Here is a 21436-nt window from a genome sequence, read left to right on the forward strand (position 1 = left end):
CCAACTCACGCCGTCGTGCGACTACTGCTGGTGGAGCGTCGGCGACGCCGAAGAGGATTCCGGTGAGAACACGGCGGTGGACAGCGGCCGTGACGGTCCTTTTCGGACTGTCGGTGTGCGGGGCGGCCGACCCGGCCCAGCCCGCCGCCGCACCCTCGTCGCCGAGCAGTTCCATGAAGACGGGCGCTCGCCTCGCCTCCGAAGCGCGTCGTGACGATGGACGGTGGCGCGGCGGCGATCCTGGAACGCCTCGGTGTCGCCGATCGGATCGTCGGCACCGCCGCGCCGGACTTCTTCCAGGATGATGCCGGGCTCGGGGGCGTCGTCCCGGGTGTCGGTCACCGACACGCTGATCCCCTGCGAACTCGCCACCGGTGCCCGACCCGGGCCGACGAACCGGACGTCGAATCGGTCCGGGACCACGCTCAGCAGGTAGACCGGGCCGAATACGTCCAGCAACTGGAAACCCGCTGCTTTCCCATCGTCACCGCCTCTCGGTGGTCGTCAGGCGAGCCGGGTCGGTTCTCCGCGATCATCAAGCCGCGCGACGACGGCCGGCCGGCAGGTGCGGGAACCGGCGGCGCGGACCCCGGCCACCGTCCGCGGCCCCGGGCTCCCAGCCGAGCCTGACCTCGTCGTGCGCCTCGGGCTCGACGCGCGTACTCGGGCCCGGCGTCGATGTGCGGCGGTGCTGGCGGCGGACGCCGTAGAGGAGCCCGACCCCGGCCACGAGCAGGCCGTGCGACAGCACCCGGGACACGGTGACCTGGCCGTCGAAGAGGTCGATGCCCGAGATGAGGCCGAGGACGGCGACGAACCCGGCCAGCGCGGGCAGCAGCCCCGACGCCGTCGCCGGGCGCAGCGCCGCCCAGAGCAGGCCGAAGCCGACCGCGAGGTTCCAGGCCGCGCTCTCGTTGCCGAGATGCACGGCCATCGCCATCATCCCGCCGTGCTCGGCGTGCCCGACGTCCGCGCCGAGCAGCTCGGCGAGCCCGAGGCCGCTCTGGACCAGCGCGACGAGGGCCAGGGCGATCCGCAGGCCCCAGCGCTGGGCCGGCGGGGCCGGCACCTCGGTGAGGATGCGTTCGGTCAGGTCCGGCACCCGCGGTGCCTCGCGGACCAGGAGCAGCCGCCGCAGCCGGACGGCGTCGTCCTGCCAGGCCCGGCACTGCGGACAGCCCGCGAGGTGGCGGTCGACCACCGGGTCCGGCAGCGACCCCGCCTCACCGTCGATCCGGGCCGAGAGCGCTTCACGGAAGTCGGAGCAGTTCACCTCCACATAGTCGCGCGCAGACCCCTCCGAGTTCCCGCCGGTGTGGGCTACGGTGTCGCCTCGTGAACTCCAGCCGGGATCGTGACGACGAACGGATCACCGCGCTCGCCCTCGCCGCGGCGCGCGGTGACCAGCGCGCCTACGAGGACTGGGTGCGGTCGACGCAGGCCGACGTCTGGCGGTTCGTGGCCCATTTGACCGACTCGGTCGTCGCCGACGACCTGACGCAGGAAACATACGCCCGCGCGGTGATCTCGCTCATGCGGTTCGCCGGGCGGTCGTCGTCGCGGACCTGGCTGCTCTCGATCGCCCGGCGCGCGGTCGTCGACCACTTCCGGGCGCGCTCGGCCCGCCCGCAGCTCTCCGGGCAGGACTGGACGGCGGCCACCGAGGAGCAGTCCGCCCGCAGCCGCGCGGCCGTCTCGGGATTCGAAGAGGTCGTCGAAGTCGGCCTGCTGCTGCGGGACCTGGACGACGAGCGCCGCGAGGCACTCGTGCTGACCCAGTTGCTCGGGTACACCTACGCCGAGGTCGCGGAGATCTGCGGCTGTCCGATCGGGACGGTGCGCTCCCGCGTGGCCCGCGCCCGCGAAGACCTGCTGGCCGCGCGCGACGAGCGTGGCAACGTCATGTGACGCTGGGTCAGCCGACCGCCGGATACCCCGGCCGGGTCCCGGCCATCGCGGCCAGCAGGTCTTCCCTCGCTCTGGCGACACGGGAGCGGATCGTGCCGACGGGGCAGCCGCTCACCTGCGCGGCGTCCGAATAGGACAGTCCAAGGATCTGGGTGAGGACGAACGCCGCGCGGCGGTCGGCGTCGAGGGCCTGGACGAGCTGGTCGAGGACGACCTGCTCGTCGACCCAGACGACCTACCCGATGACCAGGACGACCTGCGGGCACTGCGCCAGTTCGGTCCGCGAGGAGCTCGGCGAGCTGCCCGGCGTTCGTGCGGTCGAGGTGGACCTCGGTACCGCCCGAGCCCGAAGAAAGCGCTTCCCTGCCGCCGGCCGACGCACTTCGCCGTCGCCTGCAGCTGTCGGCGTTGTTCGGCGCTCCGGTGATCCTGCTGGCGATGGTGCCGGTCCTGCAGTTCCCGGCCTGGCAATGGGTTTCGCTCGTCCTGGCGACGCCGGTGGTGGGGTGGGGTGCGTGGCCGCCGCTTACCTGTGGTCGCTCTACGCGTTGTTCTTCGGTGGCGCCGGGGTCATCGGCATGCGCCACTCGAGACCGCCGTGCCGGGCGCGGCCACCGTGGCCGGCTGTGCCTCTCGGTCATCCGCAGCAGCAGTCGGTTGGCGGTTCGGCAAAGGGAGTTCGGCCAGACTCAGGTCGGCATCGTGCCACCACCCATGCGGCGTGATTTGGGCGATGCCGCCGCTTCAGCGGGGGTAGGTGGCGGTGGCCTTGATTTCGATGAGGAATTCCGGCCGGGCGAGGCCGCTGATGCCGATCATCGACCAGGCCGGGTAAGGGGCTTCGACGAAGCGCTTCTTCACGTCCAGGAAGCCGGGGAGGTGCTGGTGGATGTCGACGTGGTAACTGGTGACCTCCACCAGGCTGGTGAGGTCGAGCTTCTCGAGCCGGAGGATCTCCTCGATGCGCCGGAGCGCTCGCTCGGTTTGTTCTTCGATCGTGTCGGGGACCGTTCCGTCGGGGCGGCTGCCGATCTGTCCGGCGATGAAGAGGTGGTCGTGTGCGCGGACGGCGGGGGAGTAGCCGAAGCGTGCGAAGCCCCCGGTCGTCTGCCCGAAAACCGCGGAGTCCGAAGGGATCTCGACAGAGTAGTTCGTCATCGCGGGTGGAGCCTTTCTCGGAGTTTTCCGGTGCGCCTGGCCGTGACGAGCAGGCACTCAATTGCGCTGTATACCGCCGGTCAGTCGCCCCACCGGCAGGTGCGGGCGGCCTGTTCCATGCGGGTCTCGCCGGCCGCGCGGCGTTGGCGGAGCAGTTCGCCGGGCACCGAGTAGCGGGGTGCGTTGGCCGGGTCGGCCGCGGCCTGGGTGACGATGGCGTCGACGAGCGAGCGGACCATGGTCAGGCGGGGGTAGGCGGCGTGGATGGCTTGCGCCTGCTCGTCGGTGACCGTGTCGGGCCGGCCGGCGCCGAGGACGCCGCCGAAGTCGAGGCCGATGCCTTGGCGAACGAGCACGCACAGCGTGCCGCGGCGTTCGGCGATGCCCGCCGACGTGTGCAGGGCGATCGCCTGCCACACGGCGTCGACGTCGGCCGCGGGCAATCCTTGTGCGGTGAGGAATTCCGCGGTGCGGTCGGCGCCTTCGACCTCGAACCGCTGCCGGTGCGGGCCGTCGGCGGCCAGGCCGAGGTCGTGGAGTGCGCAGGCGGCGAACAGCAGCTGGTCGTCGTAGTCCTGGCAACCGAGGCGGCGGGCGGTCAGGCGGGCGAACAGGTAGCTGCGGACGCTGTGGTTGAACAGGGACGGCGGTTCCGCGTTCCGGGCGAGGTCCACGGCCGCACGGGCCAAGGGTGTGTCCGGCAGCGCGATCGGACCGGTGCGGGGACGGCGTGTCATGCGGTCCACAGTGGCGGCAACCGGTCTGAGCCGGCGAGTGGCAGGATTGCCGCGTTTCGTTAGAATCCTGCCATGGCTGTGCACAGAGTCGCGGTGCTGGTCCTGGCCGGGGTGAGCCCGCTCGATCTGGCGATCCCGACGCAGGTCTTCGCCACGCGTGCCGAGACTTCCTACGACCTGACGGTGTGCTCGCTGACGCCTCAGGTCACCACGACCGTGGGCTTCGATCTGCTCGTCCGCGGCGGCCTGGAGCAGGTGCGGGCCGCCGACACCGTGATCGTGCCCGGATTCGAGCCGCCTCTCGTGCCGCCGCCGGAACCCGTGCTCGACGCGCTGGCCGAGGCCCGCGACCGGGGCTGCCGGGTGGTGTCCATCTGCACGGGCGCGTTCGCGCTGGCGGCAGCCGGGGTGCTGGACGGCCTGCACGCGACCACGCACTGGCAGCACATCGAGGACCTGGAACGGACGTTCCCCGCGGTGCGGGTGGACCGCGACGTGCTCTACGTCGACGAGGGGGACGTGCTCACCTCGGCCGGGGTGTGCTGCGGGATCGACCTGTGCCTGCACATCGTGCGCCGTGACCTCGGCGCCGTGGTGGCCAACCGGATCGCCCGCGGACTGGTTGCCGCACCGCATCGCGACGGTGGCCAGGCGCAGTTCGTGCCGGCGCCGGTCGCGGTGGCCGGCGACGCGTCCCTGGCCGCGACCCGGGCCTGGGTCCTGGAGCGGCTGGACCAGCCGCTCACGCTGGCCGTGCTCGCCCGGCACGCGAGGATGTCCCAGCGTTCGTTCATGCGCCGGTTCGCCGAGGAGACGGGCACGACGCCGTTGCAGTGGCTGGTCAACGCCCGGCTCGGCCTCGCCAGGGAGCTGCTGGAGACCACCGGCCACTCGGTGGACCGGGTGGCCAGGGACTGCGGGTTGGGCACCGCCGCCAACCTCCGGCTGCACTTCCGCCGGACGCTGGGCACCACGCCCACGGCCTACCGGCGGACGTTCACCCGCTGAACCGGCGTTACCGGGTCCGGCCATCCCCTTTCCCGGGCATTCGGAAAGCGCTTCCTGCCGAATCGGTGAACCCGGGGTTGGCCAAAACCGGGGGAAAGATGGCAATCGCGCCGATTCCGGCTGCGGGACGTGCTGGGTAGCGTGGTGCCGAATCGACCACAGGAGGACTGATTTACCCATGCTGACTGGTTCACCCCGCGTGACAGCCTGGTCGCCGCTGCGGATTGCGGCCACCGTCGAACTGGTCTCGCTCATCGTCCTGCTGGTGAACCTGGCCACCGCGCACTGGCCCGCGGTGTCCTCGTTGCTGGGGCCCACCCACGGTTGCGCCTACCTGTTCGTGTTCATCGCCACCGCACGCCACCCGGACACGACCCGGGTGATCACGGCAACAGCCCTGGTCCCCGGCATCGGCGGAATGCTCGCCCTGCGGCAGCTTTCACGCCGCCGGACATCGGACACCTCGGCGCCTGATACCGCGACACAGGAACGCCATCGATGATGGTTCCCCTGGACGCCGAAATCGCGGCCGTGCCCCGGCGACTTGCGGACCCGGCGGGAAGTGTTCGGCCCTTGCCCCCGGCTTCGGCATCAGCCCCAACCACATCGCGATCATGGGCGACAGCGTCGGTGACGGCCTCGCCGCCGGGGTCGCCCGCCTACGGCCCGAGGACGTCGAGCGGGTCGAAGCCGTCGTACAACACGACCTGAACGGGCACGGTGTCGCTCCTTCGCTCGTCAGTCGGTGACGCCGTGCGTGGCGGACCGGGGCTGGGCGAGCATCCGGCTCAGCGCGTCGACGCCGGCCGCGACCGCTTGCTCGAACCGGGGCCCGAGGTGGAGGAAGGGCAGGAACCCGTGGGGCAGATCGGGTTCGCGCACGGCGGTGACGCCGATCCCGGCGGACCGGAGCCGGGCGGCGTAGGCCTCACCCTCGTCACGCAGGGGGTCGAATCCGGCGGTGACCAGGTGAACGGGCGCCGTCCGGGGATCGATTTCCCCGTAGAGCACCGACACCCGCGGATCGGTGCGGTCGATCCCGGCGGGCAGGTAGCGGTCCTGGAACCACCCGATGTCGGCGTCGGTGAGCAAAAATCCCCGGCCGAACGTGGTGCGCGACGGATGGCGTCCGGCGAGGTCTGTGGCGGGGTACAGCAGCCACCGGCCGGCCGGCAACGGGCCGCCGTCCCGCTCGGCGGCCTGGCGCGCCGCCACCGCCGCGAGCGTCGCGCCGGCGCTGTCCCCGCCGAGCACGATCCGCTCCGGATCCACATCGAGTTCGCCGGCTCGGGCGACCGCGTCGTCGAACGCGGCGAGAGCGTCCTGCACCCCCGCCGGGAACGGGTCTTCCGGCGCGAGCCGGTAGTCCACCGACAGCACCCGGTGCCCGGAGCGCTCGGCGACGTACCGGGTGACGTGGTCGTACCCCGAGCGGCTCCCGATCACCCAGCCACCGCCGTGGAAGAAGACCAGCAGACCCGAAGGAGCCGCGCTCGTGGCCGGCTCGTACAGCGTCGCCGCGAGGCCGCCCGCGACGGTCAGTTCACGCGTCCGCACGCGGGAGTTCGGTCGACGCCCCGCGCGGAGGACCGGCGCGTTGCGGTCCAGCGTCGCCCGGGACGCCGTGGGCGAGTCGTCGACCACGAGGACGGATTCGCCGCGCTGGGAACGGATCAGCAGGCGGGCATCCACCGCCAGTTCCTGTCCCTCGACGACGATGTCCGGTCCGGCCATCGCCTTCCTCAGCCGCGTAGGCGCGCGCGCCAGCAGGGCCACCACGATCTCCTGGGCACGAACCGATGCCGGGACACGCTCTTGATGGGGCACGTCCACCTCCTCGACTGAGTTACAGTGTGACTGTAACTCACGCCGGAAAGGATCTCACAGAGATGGTGGAATGAGCGACGACACGAGCAAACCCGCGCCCGGGGCGGCCCCGCACCCGGAGCCCGTTCCCCCGCCCAACGCCGCGTTCCTGGTCATGGCGCTGGGACAGCGGATCCGCGATCGGGTCGACCGCGCGCTGCGTGCGCACCGCATCTCACGGCGGCATCTGTCGGCCCTCGGTCACCTGTACCGCGAACCGGGGATCTCCTACAGCGAGCTCGCGCGCCGCGCCCACGTCACCCCGCAGAGCATGATGGCGACGCTGCGGAACCTCGAGGACTTGGGAGCGGTGAAACGGTCCTCGGATCCTGGCCGCGGCAGAACCGCCACCCTGCACGTGACCGCCGAAGGGCACCGCCTCCGCGAGCACGGGCAGGGCATCCTCGCCGAAGCCGAGGCCGAACTCCTGGCCCGGGTTCCGCCCGATCTCCACCGGTGCTTCGTCGAGGCTCTCGGCCGTGCTCTGCGCGCCCCGGCCGACTGACTCGGTATCGACTTCGCAACTGTTGGCTGTAGTGAGGATGCGACCCTGCCGATTCTTGTCCGGATTGTCGGGGATGGAGCCGGTTGTGGGGCCAGGGTGGGAAAACTCCGCGATCGGGCGTCGTCTACGTTGACGCGTCGCGTGCGGACGCACGGGTTTGCGGGAAGGGGAGAACCGACGTGGGTGCTCGTCAGGAACGACGCTTGGTCAAGAATGCTGCCGCGCTGATGCGGCCCGAGGAGCGCGTCGAGCTTGTCGCCTTGGCGAAGGTCGGCTCGGTGAAGAAGGCGGTCGGGAAGTCGATCGCGTACGGCCTTGCGGTCGGCGTGCTCAGCGGCGGTACGGTGCTGGCCTTCTCGACGCAGGCCGAGGCCTACGTGGTGCTGACCGACCAGCAGATCCTCTTCTTCCGCTCGCACGCCGGCACGCCGGGCAAGCACCTGCTGAGCGTGCCGCGGGCCTACGCCGCCATCACGGAGCCGAAGTCCGGGTTCCTGCTGAAGTTCCAGCTGCACGTCCAGGGGTGGTCCGAAGTCCTGGCCCTGACGGTTCCCCCGCTCCCGCCGCGCTTGCGCAGGCGCGGGGTCGCGCTTACGCAGCTCCTGCCCCGGGTCTTGCCTGCCCCGGCGGTACGCAGCCGGTAACCGGACGGGCCCGGTCGCGCACCTCGCGACCGGGCCCTCGCCCCGGTCAGTTGTACGCGACCTGGGTGGTCGAGTTGGCGCTGATCCAGGTGATGGTTCCGTGCTGGAAGTTGTTGCGGCGGCCGCCGGTGACGCCGAACTCGTCGCTGGCCGGGTAGCCCAGGGCGCTCTTCTCCCAGCCCAGCGACGCCCACCTCTGCCGGATCGCGCCGTGGATGGACTGGGCGCCGGTGGCCTGTGTCCAGTAGATGGAAGCGCCTTGCGCGCCGTTGAAGTGGTTGAAGCGGCCGACGCCGTCCGGGGTGCCGTCCTCGTCCGTGGTGGGGTAGCCCAGTCCGGTCTCCCAGCCGAGTGCGGCCCATTTCTGCCGGATCAGGCCGTGGATGGATTGGGCGCCGGTGGCGGAGGTCCAGTAGATGGAGGCGCCTTGGGCGCCGTTGAAGTGGTTGTACCGGCCGACGCCGTCGGGGGTGCCGGACTCGTCGGTGGTGGGGTAGCCCAGTCCCGTCTCCCGGCCCAGTGCGGCCCATTTCTGCCGGATCGCGCCGTGGATGGACTGGGCGCCGGTGGCCTGTGTCCAGTAGATCGAGGCGCCTTGCGCGCCGGTGAAGTCGTTGTAGCGGCCGACGCCGTCGGAGGTCGCGGTTTCGTCCGTGGTCGGCAAGCCGAGTACGCCGCCGGGGCCGCCGAGCTGCTGGTAGTGCTGCCAGATCGCGCCGTGCACCGCGTACGCGCCGGTGGTCGGGAAGTAGCCGACGATGCCGTGCTCGTAGTTCTGCGCCCAGCCGCCGGCGGCCGGGTATTCGCCGCCGGAGGAGTTGCCCAGGTAGGACGACGCGCCGCCGAGGTCGGTGTAGTGCTGGGCGATCTTGTCGGGCCCGGTGCCGGTGGCGAAGGCCTGCAGGTCGGTGCCGCTGCCGTTGAACACGTCCTGGTCACCCGGGAACGTGCCGGACGACGCGGTCTGGTCGAACGTGTAGTCCGTCCAGCTCGCCGGCATCGTGACCGTGGACGTGATCCACAGTGGATCGTTGGTGAAGTTCGGGTTGTTCGCGGTGCAGTTGGTCCACCAGCCGTTGGTGGTGTAGATGACCGGCCACCGGTTCGTGCGGTCGTGGACCGTGGTGACGAAGTCGGAGATCCACGCCGAGATCTGCGCCGGGGTCATGTTGTAGCACCAGCCGGCCCAGTCCGCGGTGCTGTAGGGGTTGTATTCGATGTCCAGCACCGGTGGCAGCGTCTTGCCGTCCGCGACCCAGCCGCCGCCGTGGGCGAGGAAGAACTGTGCCTGCGCCGCGCCCGAGGAGGTGTCCGGCAGCCCGAAGTGGTACGCCCCGCGCAGCAGCCCGGCATCCGCGGAACCGGCAAAGTCCGCGGTGAACTGCGGGTCCACATAGGTCGTGCTCTCGGTGGCCTTCATGTACGCGAACTTCGCGCCCTGGCCGGCTGCCGCGCTCCAGTCCACTGTGCCCTGGAAGTGGGACACGTCCATGCCCGGCGTCGTCACCCCCGAGGCCGCGGCCGCCCGCGCCGCGGCTTTCGGTGTCGCCGTTGTGTGCGCGCCGACTGTGGAGCCCAGGTAGTCGGAATCCGGATGGACCGGCACGCTCGCGGTACCCCGCGAAGCACTCGGGGCTGCCGAAGCGCCCGATGCGATGGCTGGTGTCCCGGCCAGCACCCCCGTGACCAAGACGGTGACCGCACCCACGGTCACCGCACCACGAACCCAACCCATCACGAACCTCCACCTGGTATCTGTTCATCCCGCTATCGACGGGAGCGTGGAAGCGTTACCGACACGGACACGAAATCACCCTGGTCACAGGGAATTCCGGTGGCTGTCACCTTCCGTCGACGAAGCGTGGACCGGCCACTGCGGACAGTGCCCACTCCGAGGGCGGCCGAGGGGTGCGGGTCGTGTCGGATGCGCCTCGAGAGGACTCGGCGGGGATGTGACCGTCATCGGCAGTGTGATCCTGTTGGGGTGAGAGCCGGTCGGTACTGGGTCCGGTCCGATGTGGCTTGGAGGGCGAGCGCGGCGAAGGCGAGGTCTTGCAGGGCGATGCCGACCGAGTTGAACAGGGTGATCTGCTCGCGTCCGGTGGGGCCCGTGGTCGGGGCGGGGTGGCGCGCCGACGGTGTCGATCGGCCGGACCGTGCGGACGGCGGCGACGTGCTCGACCGCGAGCGGCCCGGCACCGACCAGGCCACTTCGACGTGCCGAGGTGACCGGTGGCGGCGTTACCGGGGCAGCACCTTGTCGGCGAGTGTCTCGACGACGCGGGCGACGTCGGCGGGAGCTCTCAGGTCGGCGCTGTGGTCCCGCTTGGGCATGACCACCCGTTCACTGTGTGGCAGGACGCGCTTGAGGACATCGAGCCGCTCGGCGAGGTTGTCGGGGCTGCGGTCGCCGCCGAGCAGCACGGTCGGCACGGTGATCCGGGCATAGGTGTCCAGGCGTACCCCGAGTTGCTGGATCGCTTCGAGGTCGTCGATCTGGCACGGCACGTACTTGCGGAGGTGGGGGACCGTGCCGGCGACCGTGCCCATCAGCGTGGCTTGCCACCAGGGCAGTCCGACACCCCGCCGGGTGAAGATCCTCATCGCCTTGGCGGGGTGGCCCGCGGCGATCGCGGCTCGCGCTCGAGTGAGGACCTCGCCGCCCTCGCCGACCGGCGGCGGCTCGATCATGGCCGGGGGCTCGAAGATCACGGCGCCGGCGAACGAGGACGGCGGCGCGGCCGCGAGGGCCTCGAGTGAGACCACGGCCCCGGACGAGTGGCCGTAGAGCAGCACCGGCCCGTCGACGGCTCGGGCCACCGCGAGCACGTCCTCGGCCTCTTGGCCGACCGAGCAAGGCACACCCTTGGACTTGAGGTCCAGCCGGTATTGGCGACGGTGCAGCCGAAGCACGCGAAAACGCTGGGCGAGGATCGCGGCGAGCTTCTTGCTCCGCGATCCGTCGTCCAAACCGGGGTGGACCATCAGGATGGCCGGTCCGCTTCCTTCTTCGCGGACCGGGATGTCGGTTCCGTCGGCCGAGACCACCGTGACCATGTGTCTCCTCATCATGTCGTCTGCCTGATTATCAGTACTGCTGACTGTCAGGCTATCGATAGGATTCGAGCGTGTCCACGACTGAGGGGCCGGTGCCGGATCGACCGCACGACGATGGTCGCGCTGCCGGACACCCGGCCGGCATGGGGGAACGGCTCGGGGCCGCCGGAAACGGAACCGCGGAAGCCGCCGGAGGAGTAGCAGCGGCGGGATACCGCGCCGGCGGCGCTGTGCCGATTCAGGTTGCCTTCTTCTCGGTGAGTTCGACGCGCAGCAGGGCGGCGTGGCGGACGACCCCGTCGGGTGGGGCGGTGGTTCCGCCGTCGGTGGTCACGTAGAGCACCCGGCCGCGGTCGGCGGGGGCCCGGCCCCAGGCGGCGCTGGAGGGTCCCACGAGGACGGGGTCGAGCGGGTCGCCGATGAGGTGGCGCACTTCGCTGCCGTGCCGGGGAACCAGCGGGACCCGGTCGAGGGTGTTGGCGCGATGCCGTGTCACGTAGGCGAAGCCGGCTTCGTCGTCCACGCAGAAGTCGTCGCCGTCGGACAGGGCGGCGACGAACTCCGGCGGGCCGGCCGGATCGAGGGTGGCCGGGTCGACCGGGACGCGCATGAAGACCTGCTGGGCGGTGGAAGTGTAGTAGAGGTAGCCGGTGCGCCGGCTGTAGCGCACGCCGTTGACGCCGGGCTGGGGCGGGGGCGCGACCTCGCTGTCCGGGTCGTCGCCCATGGTGTCGTGGGCCAGCCAGACCCGTGCGGTGGGTCCGGCGAGGTCGACGCGCCAGATCAGGCCGGCGAAGCAGTCGGCGACGGCCAGCACGCCGGGGCCGAGCAGGCAGGAGCCGTTGAGTGCGCGGACCCGGTCGTCGAAGGTCAGGATCGTCTGCGGGATCAGCCGGTCGCCCGGCTGCCAGCCGGTGAGGTCCAGGCGCACGAGGTGGGACTCGTGGGTGGTGTAGCCCTCGGTCAGGCACAGGACGAACACTTCGGGCTCGACCTCGGCGATGCCGGTGACGAGGTGGTCGAAGGTGTGCACCAGCACCGGTTCGACCGGTTCCCCGGCCGGATTCGCGGGCACGTACCACAGTTCCTTCTGCAGCACCGCGGTGACCAGCACCGAGCCGTCGGCGCGGACGGCGAGGTTCTCCAGGAAGTGGCCCTTCGGGAACTGGGCGACCGGGGTCACGGTGACATCGGGAAGCGGGGTCATGGCCATGATTTCTCTCCTCCTTCGGCGTCAGGAACGAAGGGTGCGCAGGCCGGTGCGGATTTCGCCGACCAGGATTTCGGGCTGTTCCCAAGCCGCGAAGTGGCCGCCCTTGTCGGCCTCGCCGTAGTGGATCAGATGGCGGTAGGTGTCTTCGATCCAGCTTCGCGGCAGGCGGGGGATGTCCCTCGGGAAGACGGTCACCGCAACGGGAAGCGTCAGCTTCGGGCCGGCGAAAGTGGCCGATCTGTTCTCCCAGTAGATGCGGCCGGACGACGCCGCGCTGTTGGTGAACCAGTAGAGGGATATCGCGTCGAGCATGTCGTCCCTGCTGAGGGCATCCTCGGCGAGTCCGTGGTTGTCCGTCTTGGACTGGAACTTCTCGTAGATCCAAGCCGCCTGACCAGCGGGAGAGTCCGCCAGGGCGAATCCGACCGTCTCCGGCTTCGTGCCCTGAAGGTGGTTCGACCCCCCGAGATCGCCGGTGTAGTGGGCGAGCGTCTCCACGGCGTGGCGCTGTTCGGGCGACAACGTGTCGGGCATCTGTGCGGGAAAGGCGTACTGGGTGTTCAGGTGAATTCCGAGAAGCCCCTCAGGCTGCATGGCCCCGAGGGTAGTGGTGACGACGGCACCCCAATCGCCGCCTTGCGCGGCCCATCTCGAGTAGCCGAGACGCTTCATCAGCTCCGCCCACGCGCTTGCGATGCGCGAGACAGTCCACCCGGTCTCCGTGGGCTTCTGGGAGAACCCGAACCCGGGGAGCGACGGGACGACGACGTCGAACGCATCGGCGGCGTCTCCTCCGAACGACACCGGATCGGTCAACGGGCCGATCAGCTTCATGAACTCGACGATCGAGCCCGGCCATCCGTGCGTGAGGATCAGCGGCATCGCGTGGGGATGCTGGGACCTGACGTGGATGAAGTGGATGTCCAGCCCATCGATCTCCGTCAGGAACTGGGGGAAGCGATTGAGCTCGGACTCGAAGCGCCGCCAGTCGTAGCCGCGCTCCCAGTAGCCGACCAGAGATCTGGCGTTCTCCACGCGAACCCCTTGCGACCAGTCGCCCACCGTTTCCGGATCCGGCCATCGAGTTCTGGCCAGTCGCTGCTTCAGGTCGTCGATCTCCGAATCCGGGATCGAGACGGTGAACGGGCGGACGAGGGCCGAGGTCGGCGGTGTGGTCATGGATTTCTTCTCTCGGGCTTCGAAGCACGGCACAACACTTCATTGCACACTGGTGTGCAGCCTACGTCGTTGCACACAGGTGTGCAACACTGTGTCGTGCCCACCGAGTCCTCCCGTGCGCGCTCGATGAACGAGACACGCGAGCGCATCCTCGACGTCGCCCTCGATGTGCTGGGCGAAGACCCCGACGCCGGGATGGGCGACATCGCCTCCGCTGCCGGCGTCGTCCGTCGCACGGTCTACGGCCATTTCCCCTCGCGCCTCGACCTGGTTCGGACACTGACTGAACGGGCCGTCACCGAGATGACATCCGTGCTCACCGACGTCACCGCCTCCGACGCGGAAGCGGACACGGCGTGGGTCGACTTCATCGCCCGGGTCTGGCCGGTGGCGCACCGGTACCGGGTGCTGTTGGCGCTGCGCCGTGGCGAGTACGGCGAGGCGATCCACGGCCTGCTCGGGCCACTCGACGAGCTCCTCGCCGACCTCGTGAAACGGGGCCAGGACAGCGACGTGTTCGCCCAGCACCTGCCGTCGGACATGCTGAGCCAGGTCGCCTACGGCGTCGTGTTCGCCATCGCGGACAGCGACCTGTCGAACGGGACCGTCGGCGCGCGGGCCGCGACGATCACGAGCCTGCTGATGCTGGGCGTGCCCGAGCCACGCGCAATCGCTCTCGTGGGCGACCGGCCCTGACGACGGCCCCGGTCGGTCCGGCACCCGTCCTGTGGTGTGATCCGGGGGTGAGCCGTGCCGTGGAGGAGAGCAACCGGCGGATGCTGCGGGCCCGGGACACCATGGACCGGGACTACGCCAAGCCGTTGGACGTGCCCGCACTGGCGCGGGTCGCGCACGTCTCGGCGACGCACTTCATCCGGACCTTCCGGGTCACCTTCGGGGAGACGCCGCACCGCTACCTGCAACGGCGACGGGTCGAGCGGGCCATGTTCCTGCTGCGCTCGTGCGACCGGAGCGTCACCGACATCTGCCTGGAGGTCGGCTTCACCAGCCTCGGCACCTTCAGCAGGACCTTCCGGGACATCGTCGGCGAACCGCCGACGGCCTACCGGCGGCGCGGGCCGCTGGCGGACGTGCCGACCTGCTTCGCCATGGCGTGGATGCGGCCACGGGACGATCGTTTCGGATAAGCGTCCCGGTGGGCACCTGAACTACCGTCACCCCCATGCTCAACGCAATCACCATTTCGCAGATCTTCGTGCTCGACCAGGACGAGGCACTCGACTTCTACGTCGGCAAGCTCGGCCTGGAGGTCAACACCGACGCCGACCTGGGCTTCATGCGGTGGCTGACGATCAACGTGCCCGGTCAGCCGGACCGCGAGATCCTGCTCGAGAAGCCCGGGCCGCCCAGGATGGACGAGGCGACGGCGAACCAGGTCCGGGACCTGCTGACGAAGGGCGCGATGGGCGGCTCGCTGTTCTTCGGCAGCGACGACTGCCGCAAGACCTACGAGACGCTGCTCGCCAAGGGCGTCGAGTTCACCGACGAGCCGACCGAGCGCCCGTACGGGATCGACTGCGGCCTGCGCGACCCGTTCGGCAACAGCATCCGGTTCAGCCAGCCGCTCTCGGGTTCCTGAACCGCGCGGCGCCGGTCAGCGCAGCCAGCGCAACGCCGCGTCGACGCAGTCCTCGGGAGTGCTGTCGAACGCGATGGCCGCGTCGGGCGCGTGCTGCCGGACCAGGTTGACCACCTGTTCGAAGAGCCCGAGCAGGGGCTCGTGCGTGCGGATGCCGGCGCCGATCACCACACAGGCATAGGTGTCGGCGGTCAACGCGTCCGCGACGGCCTGCGCGGGATTTTCGTCGAGGGCCACCAGGCAGTAGTCGGCGGCGACGCCGTGCTCGTCGAACCGGTCCTGGCCGCGAGCGATCGCGGCCAGGACCGGCGCGGGGTCCCAGCCGTCGAGCTTGGCGGGGTCGAGTCCGATGACCAGCACGCGTGTCATCGCCGAGACGATACCCGGGGGCCGCGGTTGCCGTCCGGTGGTTCGTCCGGCGACGATGGTGGCTGTGCCCGCCTCCGCTGTCCCGCCGCTCGCCGGCGAGGACCACACCTGCGCCGGGTGCGGGATCTCCTACGCCACGCTCACGATCGAGTCGGCCCGCGCGATCATCGGGTCACTGCCCGGCGCGGCGGGTGCCGTGGTCGAGCACGCGCCGCGGGAGCTGCGGCAGCGGCCGGCGCCGGACCGCTGGTCGGCGCTGGAATACCTCGTCCACCTGCGCGACGTCTGCGTCACCTACACGATCCGGGTGCACCGCGCCCGCACCGAGGACCGGCCCGTTCTCGAGCCGATGCTCAACGACCTGCGCGCACGACGCTTTCGCTACAACGACCGCGGCATCGAGGGCGTGCGCGACGAGCTCGCGGCCTGCGCCGCCGGGCTCGGCGACGAGATCGACCGGCTCACCCCACCGGACTTCGACCGCACGGTGACCCGCCTCGCGGGCGAACACCGCACGGCTCGGTGGCTGGTCCGGCAAGCCGCCCACGAGGTCACGCACCACCTCGACGACATCCGGCGTTGCCTGGCCGAACCGAGTCGAGCGAACTGAGCGGGCCGGCCGCGGTCGGGCCCGACCGCGGCCGGCCCTGCGGGATCAGCGCGTGAACGTGAACCAGTTGATGTTCACGAAGTCCGCCGAGCCGCCGCCGAACGTCAGGTACACGTCGTGGACGCCCGTTGCCGATCTCACGATGTTCGCCGGGACCGTTTGCCACTGCTGCCAGCCGCCGTTGTTGGCGAAGTCGATCTCCGCGATCACCGGGCCCGTCGTGCTGTCGAGACGCGCCAGGATCGCGCCGCTCACGCCCGCCGCCGCGCCGGAGGCCAGGCGGGCGACGAACTGGGCCGGCGAGCTGGAGCCGAAGTCGAGGCCGGCGTACTTCAGCCAGTCGCCGCCCGCGATCCAGCCGACGTCCGTGCCGCCTTCGCTGCAGGCTTCGTTCTGCGTGCCGCTCTGGGCGCTGTACGACTCGGCCTGGATCGTCGAGTACGCGCTCGTGCCGCCGCCGGGCGGGGGTGTCGTGCCGCCGCCCGCGCCCGGGCCCAGTGCGACCGTCCAGGACGTCGGGGCCGGGTCCTGGAGGTGGCCGTCCACCGGCTGGGCGCCCGTCGGGCCGACGTCGTCGTACGGGAAGGCGTAGCCGATCGACGCGTTCTGGTGGACCAGGCGGGCGTAGTGGTTCGTGGTCGCGTCCTTGTAGTACTGGGCGGGCGCGACGCCGTCGGGCTGGTTGTTGCCGCCGGCGACCAGGAGGCTGCTGCGGTTGAGGGCCGCCGCGAGGCGGGCGGCGATCGCGCCGCGGGCGTCGCCACCCGAGTTGTACAGCGGGCCGCTCGCGCAGCCGAAGATGTCGATCGCGCTCGGCTTGGTGAACGGGACGCCGTTGGTGTTCAGGCCGGCGAACACGATCGTGTCGCCGCTGACCGTGCCCGTGTACGCGCCGATGCTGCCCTGGCCGTTGATCGTCAGCGGCGTCGAGCGGTAGTGGTCCCAGACGGCGTTCAGGTAGTTCGTCCAGTAGCCCCCGAAGTCGACCGGGGAGTGGCCGGGGGCGAGCACCCGCACCACCTTGCCGGACGCGTCGGTGACGACCAGCCGGTCCCACGGCGCCCCGTCGGTGTTGTGCTGCGCTCGGAGCCCGTCCGCGATGGCCGCGAGCGCGCCGTCCGGCAGCGGGCTGACCGACTGCGCGCCCGCCGCGCCCGTGGTGGCCATCGACACCGGCAGCGCCACCATGTCGACGTAGCTGATGTTCGCATACAGGTTCGCGCTGTTGTAGGTGAACTCGCAGAACGTCCAGTTCGTCTGCCAGTTCGGGTCCGAGCTGGTGAAGCCGGGCTGCACGAGGCCGGGGCCCGGGTTGACGAAGAACTGGATCTTCTTGTCCGCCGAGAACCACACCCGGCCGCCGATGACGTAGTCGCGCAGGGTCACGGTGACCTGGGACCCCGAGCCGCCCAGCGGGATGGCGTAGTCCGGGATCGGCGTCACCGGCGAGGACGGGTTGGGCAGGCGGTGGAACTGGCCGTCGGCCGTCACGAAGCCGGGCCAGCCCGACGTGTCCGCGCCGCTGACGTAGGCGTAGACGGTGCCGCTGCCGGAATTGTTCTTCAGCGTCAACGGCAGGGCCGTCGCGGCCCGCGCGCTCGGCGCGGTGCCGGTGGACCACAGTGGCGCGCTGGTCACGGCGGCCGCGAGGCCCGCCGTGACGAAGGTACGCCTGGACAACATGGCGCCTCCTCGGGGAGGGCGGCCGAGTGCGTGGCGGGAGGCACGCGTCCGCGGGGTGGGGGTCGTCGAACGCTAGGTACGTGGCGCCGACGTGGTCAATGCCCCCAGGTCAGGTGGGGTACGCGCGGCCGCCGAGCTTGCCCTCGCGTACAGGTGCCGGCCTGGGGCCGTCCGCGCGGGAATGGCCGCCGGAAAGGCGGGAGCGCAATTCGGGAGATGCTTCCTGCTCCATTCGGGGACTACTCATCCAGGGGGCGATCAACTTAGGTTGTCGCGGTCGGCGACCTTTTCCGCTAGCCGTACCACGACCGGGCCCGGTTAGCTGATCACGGGGCACCGCGCGGGCGGTTCTTCCGCGGTGGAGGGAAAGCCGATGAGCGAAGCGCGGGGCCGCACGAAGCGGTACGAGCCGACGACCGAAGCGTGCGGGCGGGCGGGCCACGCCGCCGGGAGCGGCTGACAGACCCGGCGGGAGCACTCCCCCCTCCCGCCTGCGAGGTACGACGTCCGGCGCACCCATCCCCCAGTACGGCGCGCCGGACGTCGTGCCGACTACCAGAACCGTCCACAGGGGACAGACAGCGGATCAGACGGTGGCCGCGGCCTTCAGGTGCCGCCGGGCGTTGTCGGCCAGCTCGCCGATGTTGCGGTCCAGCAACGTCTTCAGGTAGCCGGGGCCGATGCCGAAGTCGTCGAACCCGGTCACGAGGCTCCGCAGCTTCTCGATCCGCACCTCGCCGCGCTTGGCCGGCATGTCCACCAGCTTGCGCTCGGCTCGCGTGCCGAGGCGCTCCTCCAGCCCGTCCACGATGTCCTCGATGGCCTCCGACCGCCCGGACGCCACGTTGACCACCTCGTCGCAGATGCCCTGGGTGAGCAGCGAGTCGATCATCCGCATCATGTCGCCGACGTCGAGCAGGTCGCGGGAGACGCCGGAGTGCAGCGTGACCTCGCCCGCGAGCAGCTGGCGCGTCAGGGACGGCAGCAGCTGGTGCGGCGACTGGCCCGGCCCGACGATGTGCGACAGCCGCAGGACGAGCCACCGCGCGCCGGACAGCGCGCAGACGTGCTCGAGGCACAGCTTGTGCCGGCCGTACGGCGTGAGCGGGAAGACCGCGCCGCCTTCGCTGCCGACCGACTGGTCGGCGCCGTACATGCCGGTCGACGCGGTGGACAGGAAGATCACCGTGCGGCCGGCGGCGCGGCAGCGGCGGATCACGTCGTAGACCAGGGTGGACTCCCGCTGGAACGCGGAGACGTCGTTGACGAGCACCGTCGAGACGCCCGCCGCGATCAGGGTGACGTCCGGGTGCCGGTCGCCGAAGTACCGGCGCGTGTGGTGGGCGATGAAGCCGTTCCCGATGATCTCCATCAGCGGGTCACCGTCCGGTCGTCGGACACGCCGGCCGCGCTCGCGAACACTTCGTCGGCGAGCCGCGCGGTGTCGAGGGAGGAGGAGAGCCAGGCCGCTTCGGACTCGTCGCGCCCGGCGAGCGCGGCGACGGCGAACGAGCGCAGCGACAGCTCGAACTGATGCGCCGGCGGCAGCCACAGCTCTTCGACGTGGTCCTGCTCTTCGATGCGCAGCACGGGTTGGCGCCCCGGCGGCGGCGTGAAGGCGCGGTCGAGCGACAACGAGGCGGCGCTGCCCCAGAGGTCGTACCGCGAGCGGTAGCTGTGCTGGAACCCGAAGTCGAGGGACGCGGTGACCCCGCTCGCCGAGGTGAGCAGCACGTGCCCGGCGACGTCCACGCCGCCGTCGTCGTACCGCAGGGTGGCGCCGGTGACCCGGAGGTCGGGGCCCAGCAGGAAGAGCGCGGCGCGCAGCGGGTAGACCCCGACGTCGAGCAGGGCCCCGCCGCCGAGCGACGGCTGGTAGCGGATGTCGTCGGCGGGCAGCGGCGGGATGCCGAACGACGCGGTGAACGTCCGGAGCTCGCCGAGCCGGCCGGCGTCGAGCAGCTCGCGCACCCGCGTGTGCTGGGGGTGGTGCACGAACGTGAAGTTCTCGCGCAGCACCAGGTTCCGCTCGGTGGCCAGCCCGGCCAGGTCCTCGGCCTGCTCGAGGTCGAGCGTGAGCGGCTTCTCGCACAGCACGTGCTTCCCGGCCAGCAGGGCTTTCCGGGCCCATTCGTGGTGCAGGCTGGTCGGCAGCGAGACGTACACGGCGTCGACGTCGGAGCCGGCGAGCAGTTCGTCGTAGGTCGTCGCGGTGGCGTGGAAGCGCGCGGCGAACTCCCGTGCCTTCTCCGGCGCGCGGGCCGCAACGGCGGTCAAGGTCAGCTCCGGCACGGCGGCCGCGGCGGGCAGCGTGCGCCGCGCGGCGATCGACGAGCAGCCCAGCGCACCCAGGCGCAGCGCGCGGCTCACCGCAGGCCCCGCAGGCAGGCGATCAGGCTGCGGGCCTGCACGTTGACGTAGTGGCTGTGCCGCAGCAATTCGTTGAGCTGGTTCAGGGTGAGCCACCGGAAGTCGGGCAGCCCGGCGTCCGGGAAGTCCGCGGGCACCTCGATGATCTGGTAGTCGCTGTACGCGTGGTGGAACCGGCCGCCCTCTTCGGAAAGCTGAGCGGAGAACAGCACTTGGTCGTCGCGTCTGCCCAGCACCGTGTCGAGGAACGGCGGCCGGTCCGCAGGCGGGGTGAGCACGTAGTTGTCCGGGGTGCACTGCACGGTCGGCGCGAGCTCCACCACGTCGAGGTAGCCGGGCTCGACGCGCGCGTTGAGCAGCGCGTGCAGCACGCCGTCGACGCGCTTCACGAGCAGCGCCACCACGCCCGCGCCGTGCGGCCGGACCAGCGGTTGCGTCCACTGCGCGACTTCACGCCCGTTCGTGGTGATGTCGACGGCGATGATGCTGAAGAACAGGCCGAGCTCGTGCGAGATCGATGCCGGCGTCCGGACCCAGTTCGCGACTTCGCGCAGCGGGAGCGGGCTGGTGCGCACGACGTGCTGGGCCTGGCGCGAGGTGATCCAGCTGAGCACCTCGGTGCGGGTGTGCAGGCTGCCGGAGTACAGCGCCGAGGACCGGGCGACGGCCGCGGCGAGGTCGGTCCCGGCGTCGGCCTCGAAGCCCTCGAGCCCGGCCGGCATGCAGGACAGCACCGTGCGGGCGTCCATGTTGACCAGGTTGTCCTGCTTGAGCAGCTCGTGCAGCTGGCCGAGGGTGAGCCAGCGGAAGTCGTCGGGCAGCTCGTCCTCGCCGGGGAACCCCGCGGCCTCGACGATCATGTTCCGGTTGCGCTTGCGGTAGAACCAGGAACCCTGCTCGGACTGCAGGACGTCGGCGAGCACGGTCTCCGGGTCCGGGTCGCGGAAGTGGTCCAGGTAGGGGACGGGCCTCCCGCCGTGGACGCGGGTGTAGTTGCTCTTGGTCGCCTGGACCGTCGGCGAAATCTGGACGCCGTTGACGTTGCCCGGTTCCGACTTCGCCTGCATCAGGCAGTGCAGGACGCCGTCGATCTCCTTGACGAGGATGCCGAGGATGCCGATCTCCGGCTGGTTGATGATCGGCTGCGACCAGTGCGTGACCGGGCCGTGGTCGGTGTCGACCTCGAGCCCTTCGACGCCGAAGAAGCGGCCGCTGTCGTGGCGCAGGTTCCCGGAGCCGGGGTCGAACCCCCACTGCCGCAGCTCGCCGAACTCGATCCGGCGCACTTCGTGGCGGTGGGCGAGGTTGCGGTCCGCGATCCACTTCTCGACGACAGCGTTCGGGGTCGCGACGCCGTCGGTGGCGGCCGCCGACTTCGCCAGCCGGTGTGGCAACGTCACGTCCGGTTTGCGGAGCAAGCCGGTTCCAGTGTGACGCTCCATGGATTTCACCTCGCGTGGCCGGCGGACGGGTCGTCTCCCTTTGTAGCTGGGGAAATCTAGGAGGAATGCTGGTCTTTGCCGGGCCGG

The 21436-nt window shown here is 70.7% G+C and carries 24 protein-coding genes and 2 pseudogenes; 10 read left to right on the forward strand and 16 right to left on the reverse strand.

What is annotated here, in order from left to right:
* Positions 1–21: 21 nt before the first annotated feature.
* Both OG738_RS24795 and OG738_RS24800 read right to left on the reverse strand, forming a co-directional pair.
* The gene (locus OG738_RS24795) at positions 22–459 is read right to left on the reverse strand and encodes a hypothetical protein (protein ID WP_329044443.1); all 438 of its coding nucleotides are present in this window, start codon (positions 457–459) and stop codon (positions 22–24) included.
* Between the two features lie 76 nt (positions 460–535).
* Positions 536–1273: a zf-HC2 domain-containing protein gene (locus OG738_RS24800; protein WP_329044445.1), complete on the reverse strand. Its 738-nt coding sequence runs from the start codon at positions 1271–1273 to the stop codon at positions 536–538.
* 62 nt (positions 1274–1335) lie between these two features.
* On the opposite strand from OG738_RS24800, the gene OG738_RS24805 reads away from it, so the two are divergent.
* Entirely contained in the window at positions 1336–1908 is a 573-nt protein-coding gene (locus tag OG738_RS24805; RefSeq protein ID WP_329044446.1) for a sigma-70 family RNA polymerase sigma factor, read from the forward strand.
* A gap of 7 nt (positions 1909–1915) precedes the next feature.
* On the opposite strand, the pseudogene OG738_RS24810 reads toward OG738_RS24805, so the two are convergent.
* Positions 1916–2134: pseudogene (locus OG738_RS24810) on the reverse strand (sigma factor-like helix-turn-helix DNA-binding protein); the annotation flags it as partial.
* 16 nt (positions 2135–2150) lie between these two features.
* Between OG738_RS24810 and OG738_RS24815 the strand changes: the two are divergent.
* Positions 2151–2633 carry a heavy-metal-associated domain-containing protein gene (locus OG738_RS24815; RefSeq protein WP_329044447.1) on the forward strand — a complete coding sequence of 161 codons (483 nt, stop codon included), beginning with the start codon at positions 2151–2153 and terminating at the stop codon, positions 2631–2633.
* A gap of 19 nt (positions 2634–2652) precedes the next feature.
* On the opposite strand, the gene OG738_RS24820 is transcribed toward OG738_RS24815, so the two are convergent.
* Together OG738_RS24820 and OG738_RS24825 are read right to left on the reverse strand one after the other, a co-directional pair.
* Complete coding sequence (locus OG738_RS24820) at positions 2653–3066, reverse strand: RidA family protein (RefSeq protein WP_329044448.1); 414 nt, start codon at positions 3064–3066, stop codon at positions 2653–2655.
* A gap of 80 nt (positions 3067–3146) precedes the next feature.
* Complete coding sequence (locus OG738_RS24825; protein WP_329044450.1) at positions 3147–3803, reverse strand: HD domain-containing protein; 657 nt, start codon at positions 3801–3803, stop codon at positions 3147–3149.
* A 72-nt stretch (positions 3804–3875) separates the two neighbouring features.
* On the opposite strand from OG738_RS24825, the gene OG738_RS24830 reads away from it, so the two are divergent.
* Together OG738_RS24830 and OG738_RS24835 are read left to right on the forward strand one after the other, a co-directional pair.
* On the forward strand, positions 3876–4811 hold the full coding sequence (locus tag OG738_RS24830; RefSeq protein WP_329044452.1) for a GlxA family transcriptional regulator: 936 nt from the start codon (positions 3876–3878) through the stop codon (positions 4809–4811).
* Between the two features lie 199 nt (positions 4812–5010).
* Positions 5011–5313, forward strand: coding sequence for a DUF3817 domain-containing protein (locus OG738_RS24835; RefSeq protein WP_329044454.1), 303 nt, complete (start codon positions 5011–5013; stop codon positions 5311–5313).
* Positions 5314–5549: 236 nt separating this feature from the next.
* Here the strand turns inward: OG738_RS24835 and OG738_RS24840 are convergent, their stop codons facing one another.
* The gene (locus tag OG738_RS24840; protein WP_329044456.1) at positions 5550–6638 is read right to left on the reverse strand and encodes an alpha/beta hydrolase; all 1089 of its coding nucleotides are present in this window, start codon (positions 6636–6638) and stop codon (positions 5550–5552) included.
* A gap of 70 nt (positions 6639–6708) precedes the next feature.
* Between OG738_RS24840 and OG738_RS24845 the strand changes: the two genes are divergently transcribed.
* Both OG738_RS24845 and OG738_RS24850 read left to right on the forward strand, forming a co-directional pair.
* Positions 6709–7182, forward strand: a complete 474-nt coding sequence (locus OG738_RS24845; RefSeq protein ID WP_329044457.1) for a MarR family winged helix-turn-helix transcriptional regulator — start codon at positions 6709–6711, stop codon at positions 7180–7182.
* A gap of 203 nt (positions 7183–7385) precedes the next feature.
* Positions 7386–7826 carry a hypothetical protein gene (locus OG738_RS24850; protein WP_329044459.1) on the forward strand — a complete coding sequence of 147 codons (441 nt, stop codon included), beginning with the start codon at positions 7386–7388 and terminating at the stop codon, positions 7824–7826.
* Positions 7827–7872: 46 nt separating this feature from the next.
* On the opposite strand, the gene OG738_RS24855 is transcribed toward OG738_RS24850, so the two are convergent.
* The 5 genes and pseudogenes from OG738_RS24855 to OG738_RS24875 form a co-directional block, all read right to left on the reverse strand.
* Positions 7873–8754 (reverse strand): LGFP repeat-containing protein, encoded by an 882-nt coding sequence (locus OG738_RS24855; protein WP_329056824.1) that lies wholly within the window; start codon positions 8752–8754, stop codon positions 7873–7875.
* Positions 8755–8775: 21 nt separating this feature from the next.
* Positions 8776–9561: pseudogene (locus OG738_RS24860) on the reverse strand (GH25 family lysozyme); the annotation flags it as partial.
* 506 nt (positions 9562–10067) lie between these two features.
* The gene (locus OG738_RS24865; protein WP_329044460.1) at positions 10068–10883 is read right to left on the reverse strand and encodes an alpha/beta fold hydrolase; all 816 of its coding nucleotides are present in this window, start codon (positions 10881–10883) and stop codon (positions 10068–10070) included.
* Between the two features lie 238 nt (positions 10884–11121).
* On the reverse strand, positions 11122–12096 hold the full coding sequence (locus tag OG738_RS24870) for a hypothetical protein (protein WP_329044461.1): 975 nt from the start codon (positions 12094–12096) through the stop codon (positions 11122–11124).
* 21 nt (positions 12097–12117) lie between these two features.
* Positions 12118–13275, reverse strand: coding sequence for an epoxide hydrolase family protein (locus OG738_RS24875; protein ID WP_329044463.1), 1158 nt, complete (start codon positions 13273–13275; stop codon positions 12118–12120).
* Between the two features lie 126 nt (positions 13276–13401).
* Between OG738_RS24875 and OG738_RS24880 the strand changes: the two genes are divergently transcribed.
* The 3 genes from OG738_RS24880 to OG738_RS24890 all read left to right on the forward strand — a co-directional run bounded on the left by OG738_RS24880 (position 13402) and on the right by OG738_RS24890 (position 14875).
* Positions 13402–13971: a TetR/AcrR family transcriptional regulator gene (locus OG738_RS24880; protein WP_329044464.1), complete on the forward strand. Its 570-nt coding sequence runs from the start codon at positions 13402–13404 to the stop codon at positions 13969–13971.
* Between the two features lie 80 nt (positions 13972–14051).
* Positions 14052–14423, forward strand: a complete 372-nt coding sequence (locus OG738_RS24885) for an AraC family transcriptional regulator (protein WP_329056825.1) — start codon at positions 14052–14054, stop codon at positions 14421–14423.
* 35 nt (positions 14424–14458) lie between these two features.
* Positions 14459–14875 carry a VOC family protein gene (locus tag OG738_RS24890; protein ID WP_329044465.1) on the forward strand — a complete coding sequence of 139 codons (417 nt, stop codon included), beginning with the start codon at positions 14459–14461 and terminating at the stop codon, positions 14873–14875.
* Between the two features lie 15 nt (positions 14876–14890).
* Here OG738_RS24890 and OG738_RS24895 read toward each other — a convergent pair whose 3' ends face one another.
* Positions 14891–15244, reverse strand: coding sequence for a hypothetical protein (locus OG738_RS24895; protein WP_329044467.1), 354 nt, complete (start codon positions 15242–15244; stop codon positions 14891–14893).
* Between the two features lie 64 nt (positions 15245–15308).
* On the opposite strand from OG738_RS24895, the gene OG738_RS24900 reads away from it, so the two are divergent.
* Entirely contained in the window at positions 15309–15854 is a 546-nt protein-coding gene (locus tag OG738_RS24900; RefSeq protein WP_329044468.1) for a DinB family protein, read from the forward strand.
* A 45-nt stretch (positions 15855–15899) separates the two neighbouring features.
* Here the strand turns inward: OG738_RS24900 and OG738_RS24905 are convergent, their stop codons facing one another.
* The 4 genes from OG738_RS24905 to OG738_RS24920 form a co-directional block, all read right to left on the reverse strand.
* The gene (locus tag OG738_RS24905; protein ID WP_329044469.1) at positions 15900–17537 is read right to left on the reverse strand and encodes a beta-1,3-glucanase family protein; all 1638 of its coding nucleotides are present in this window, start codon (positions 17535–17537) and stop codon (positions 15900–15902) included.
* 586 nt (positions 17538–18123) lie between these two features.
* Positions 18124–18909, reverse strand: coding sequence for an NAD-dependent epimerase/dehydratase family protein (locus tag OG738_RS24910; protein ID WP_329044470.1), 786 nt, complete (start codon positions 18907–18909; stop codon positions 18124–18126).
* Positions 18909–19907 (reverse strand): Gfo/Idh/MocA family protein, encoded by a 999-nt coding sequence (locus OG738_RS24915; protein ID WP_329044471.1) that lies wholly within the window; start codon positions 19905–19907, stop codon positions 18909–18911. The genes OG738_RS24910 and OG738_RS24915 overlap by 1 nt, the downstream gene beginning before the upstream one ends.
* On the reverse strand, positions 19904–21349 hold the full coding sequence (locus OG738_RS24920; protein WP_329044472.1) for an NDP-hexose 2,3-dehydratase family protein: 1446 nt from the start codon (positions 21347–21349) through the stop codon (positions 19904–19906). The genes OG738_RS24915 and OG738_RS24920 overlap by 4 nt, the downstream gene beginning before the upstream one ends.
* Positions 21350–21436 lie beyond the last annotated feature (87 nt).

Origin of the sequence: Amycolatopsis sp. NBC_01488 (genome assembly GCF_036227105.1) — a bacterium.
In the GTDB taxonomy this organism is placed as follows: Bacteria; Actinomycetota; Actinomycetes; order Mycobacteriales; family Pseudonocardiaceae; genus Amycolatopsis.

Coding starts and splice junctions, on each gene's coding strand:
- OG738_RS24875 (WP_329044463.1), bottom strand. CDS start 13,275: ATGACCACACCGCCGACCTCGGCCCTCGTCCGCCCGTTCACCGTCTCG.
- OG738_RS24815 (WP_329044447.1), top strand. CDS start 2,151: ATGACCAGGACGACCTGCGGGCACTGCGCCAGTTCGGTCCGCGAGGAG.
- OG738_RS24820 (WP_329044448.1), bottom strand. CDS start 3,066: ATGACGAACTACTCTGTCGAGATCCCTTCGGACTCCGCGGTTTTCGGG.
- OG738_RS24890 (WP_329044465.1), top strand. CDS start 14,459: ATGCTCAACGCAATCACCATTTCGCAGATCTTCGTGCTCGACCAGGAC.
- OG738_RS24910 (WP_329044470.1), bottom strand. CDS start 18,909: ATGGAGATCATCGGGAACGGCTTCATCGCCCACCACACGCGCCGGTAC.
- OG738_RS24825 (WP_329044450.1), bottom strand. CDS start 3,803: ATGACACGCCGTCCCCGCACCGGTCCGATCGCGCTGCCGGACACACCC.
- OG738_RS24905 (WP_329044469.1), bottom strand. CDS start 17,537: ATGTTGTCCAGGCGTACCTTCGTCACGGCGGGCCTCGCGGCCGCCGTG.
- OG738_RS24830 (WP_329044452.1), top strand. CDS start 3,876: ATGGCTGTGCACAGAGTCGCGGTGCTGGTCCTGGCCGGGGTGAGCCCG.
- OG738_RS24865 (WP_329044460.1), bottom strand. CDS start 10,883: ATGGTCACGGTGGTCTCGGCCGACGGAACCGACATCCCGGTCCGCGAA.
- OG738_RS24845 (WP_329044457.1), top strand. CDS start 6,709: ATGAGCGACGACACGAGCAAACCCGCGCCCGGGGCGGCCCCGCACCCG.
- OG738_RS24895 (WP_329044467.1), bottom strand. CDS start 15,244: ATGACACGCGTGCTGGTCATCGGACTCGACCCCGCCAAGCTCGACGGC.
- OG738_RS24870 (WP_329044461.1), bottom strand. CDS start 12,096: ATGGCCATGACCCCGCTTCCCGATGTCACCGTGACCCCGGTCGCCCAG.
- OG738_RS24920 (WP_329044472.1), bottom strand. CDS start 21,349: ATGGAGCGTCACACTGGAACCGGCTTGCTCCGCAAACCGGACGTGACG.
- OG738_RS24880 (WP_329044464.1), top strand. CDS start 13,402: ATGAACGAGACACGCGAGCGCATCCTCGACGTCGCCCTCGATGTGCTG.
- OG738_RS24885 (WP_329056825.1), top strand. CDS start 14,052: ATGCTGCGGGCCCGGGACACCATGGACCGGGACTACGCCAAGCCGTTG.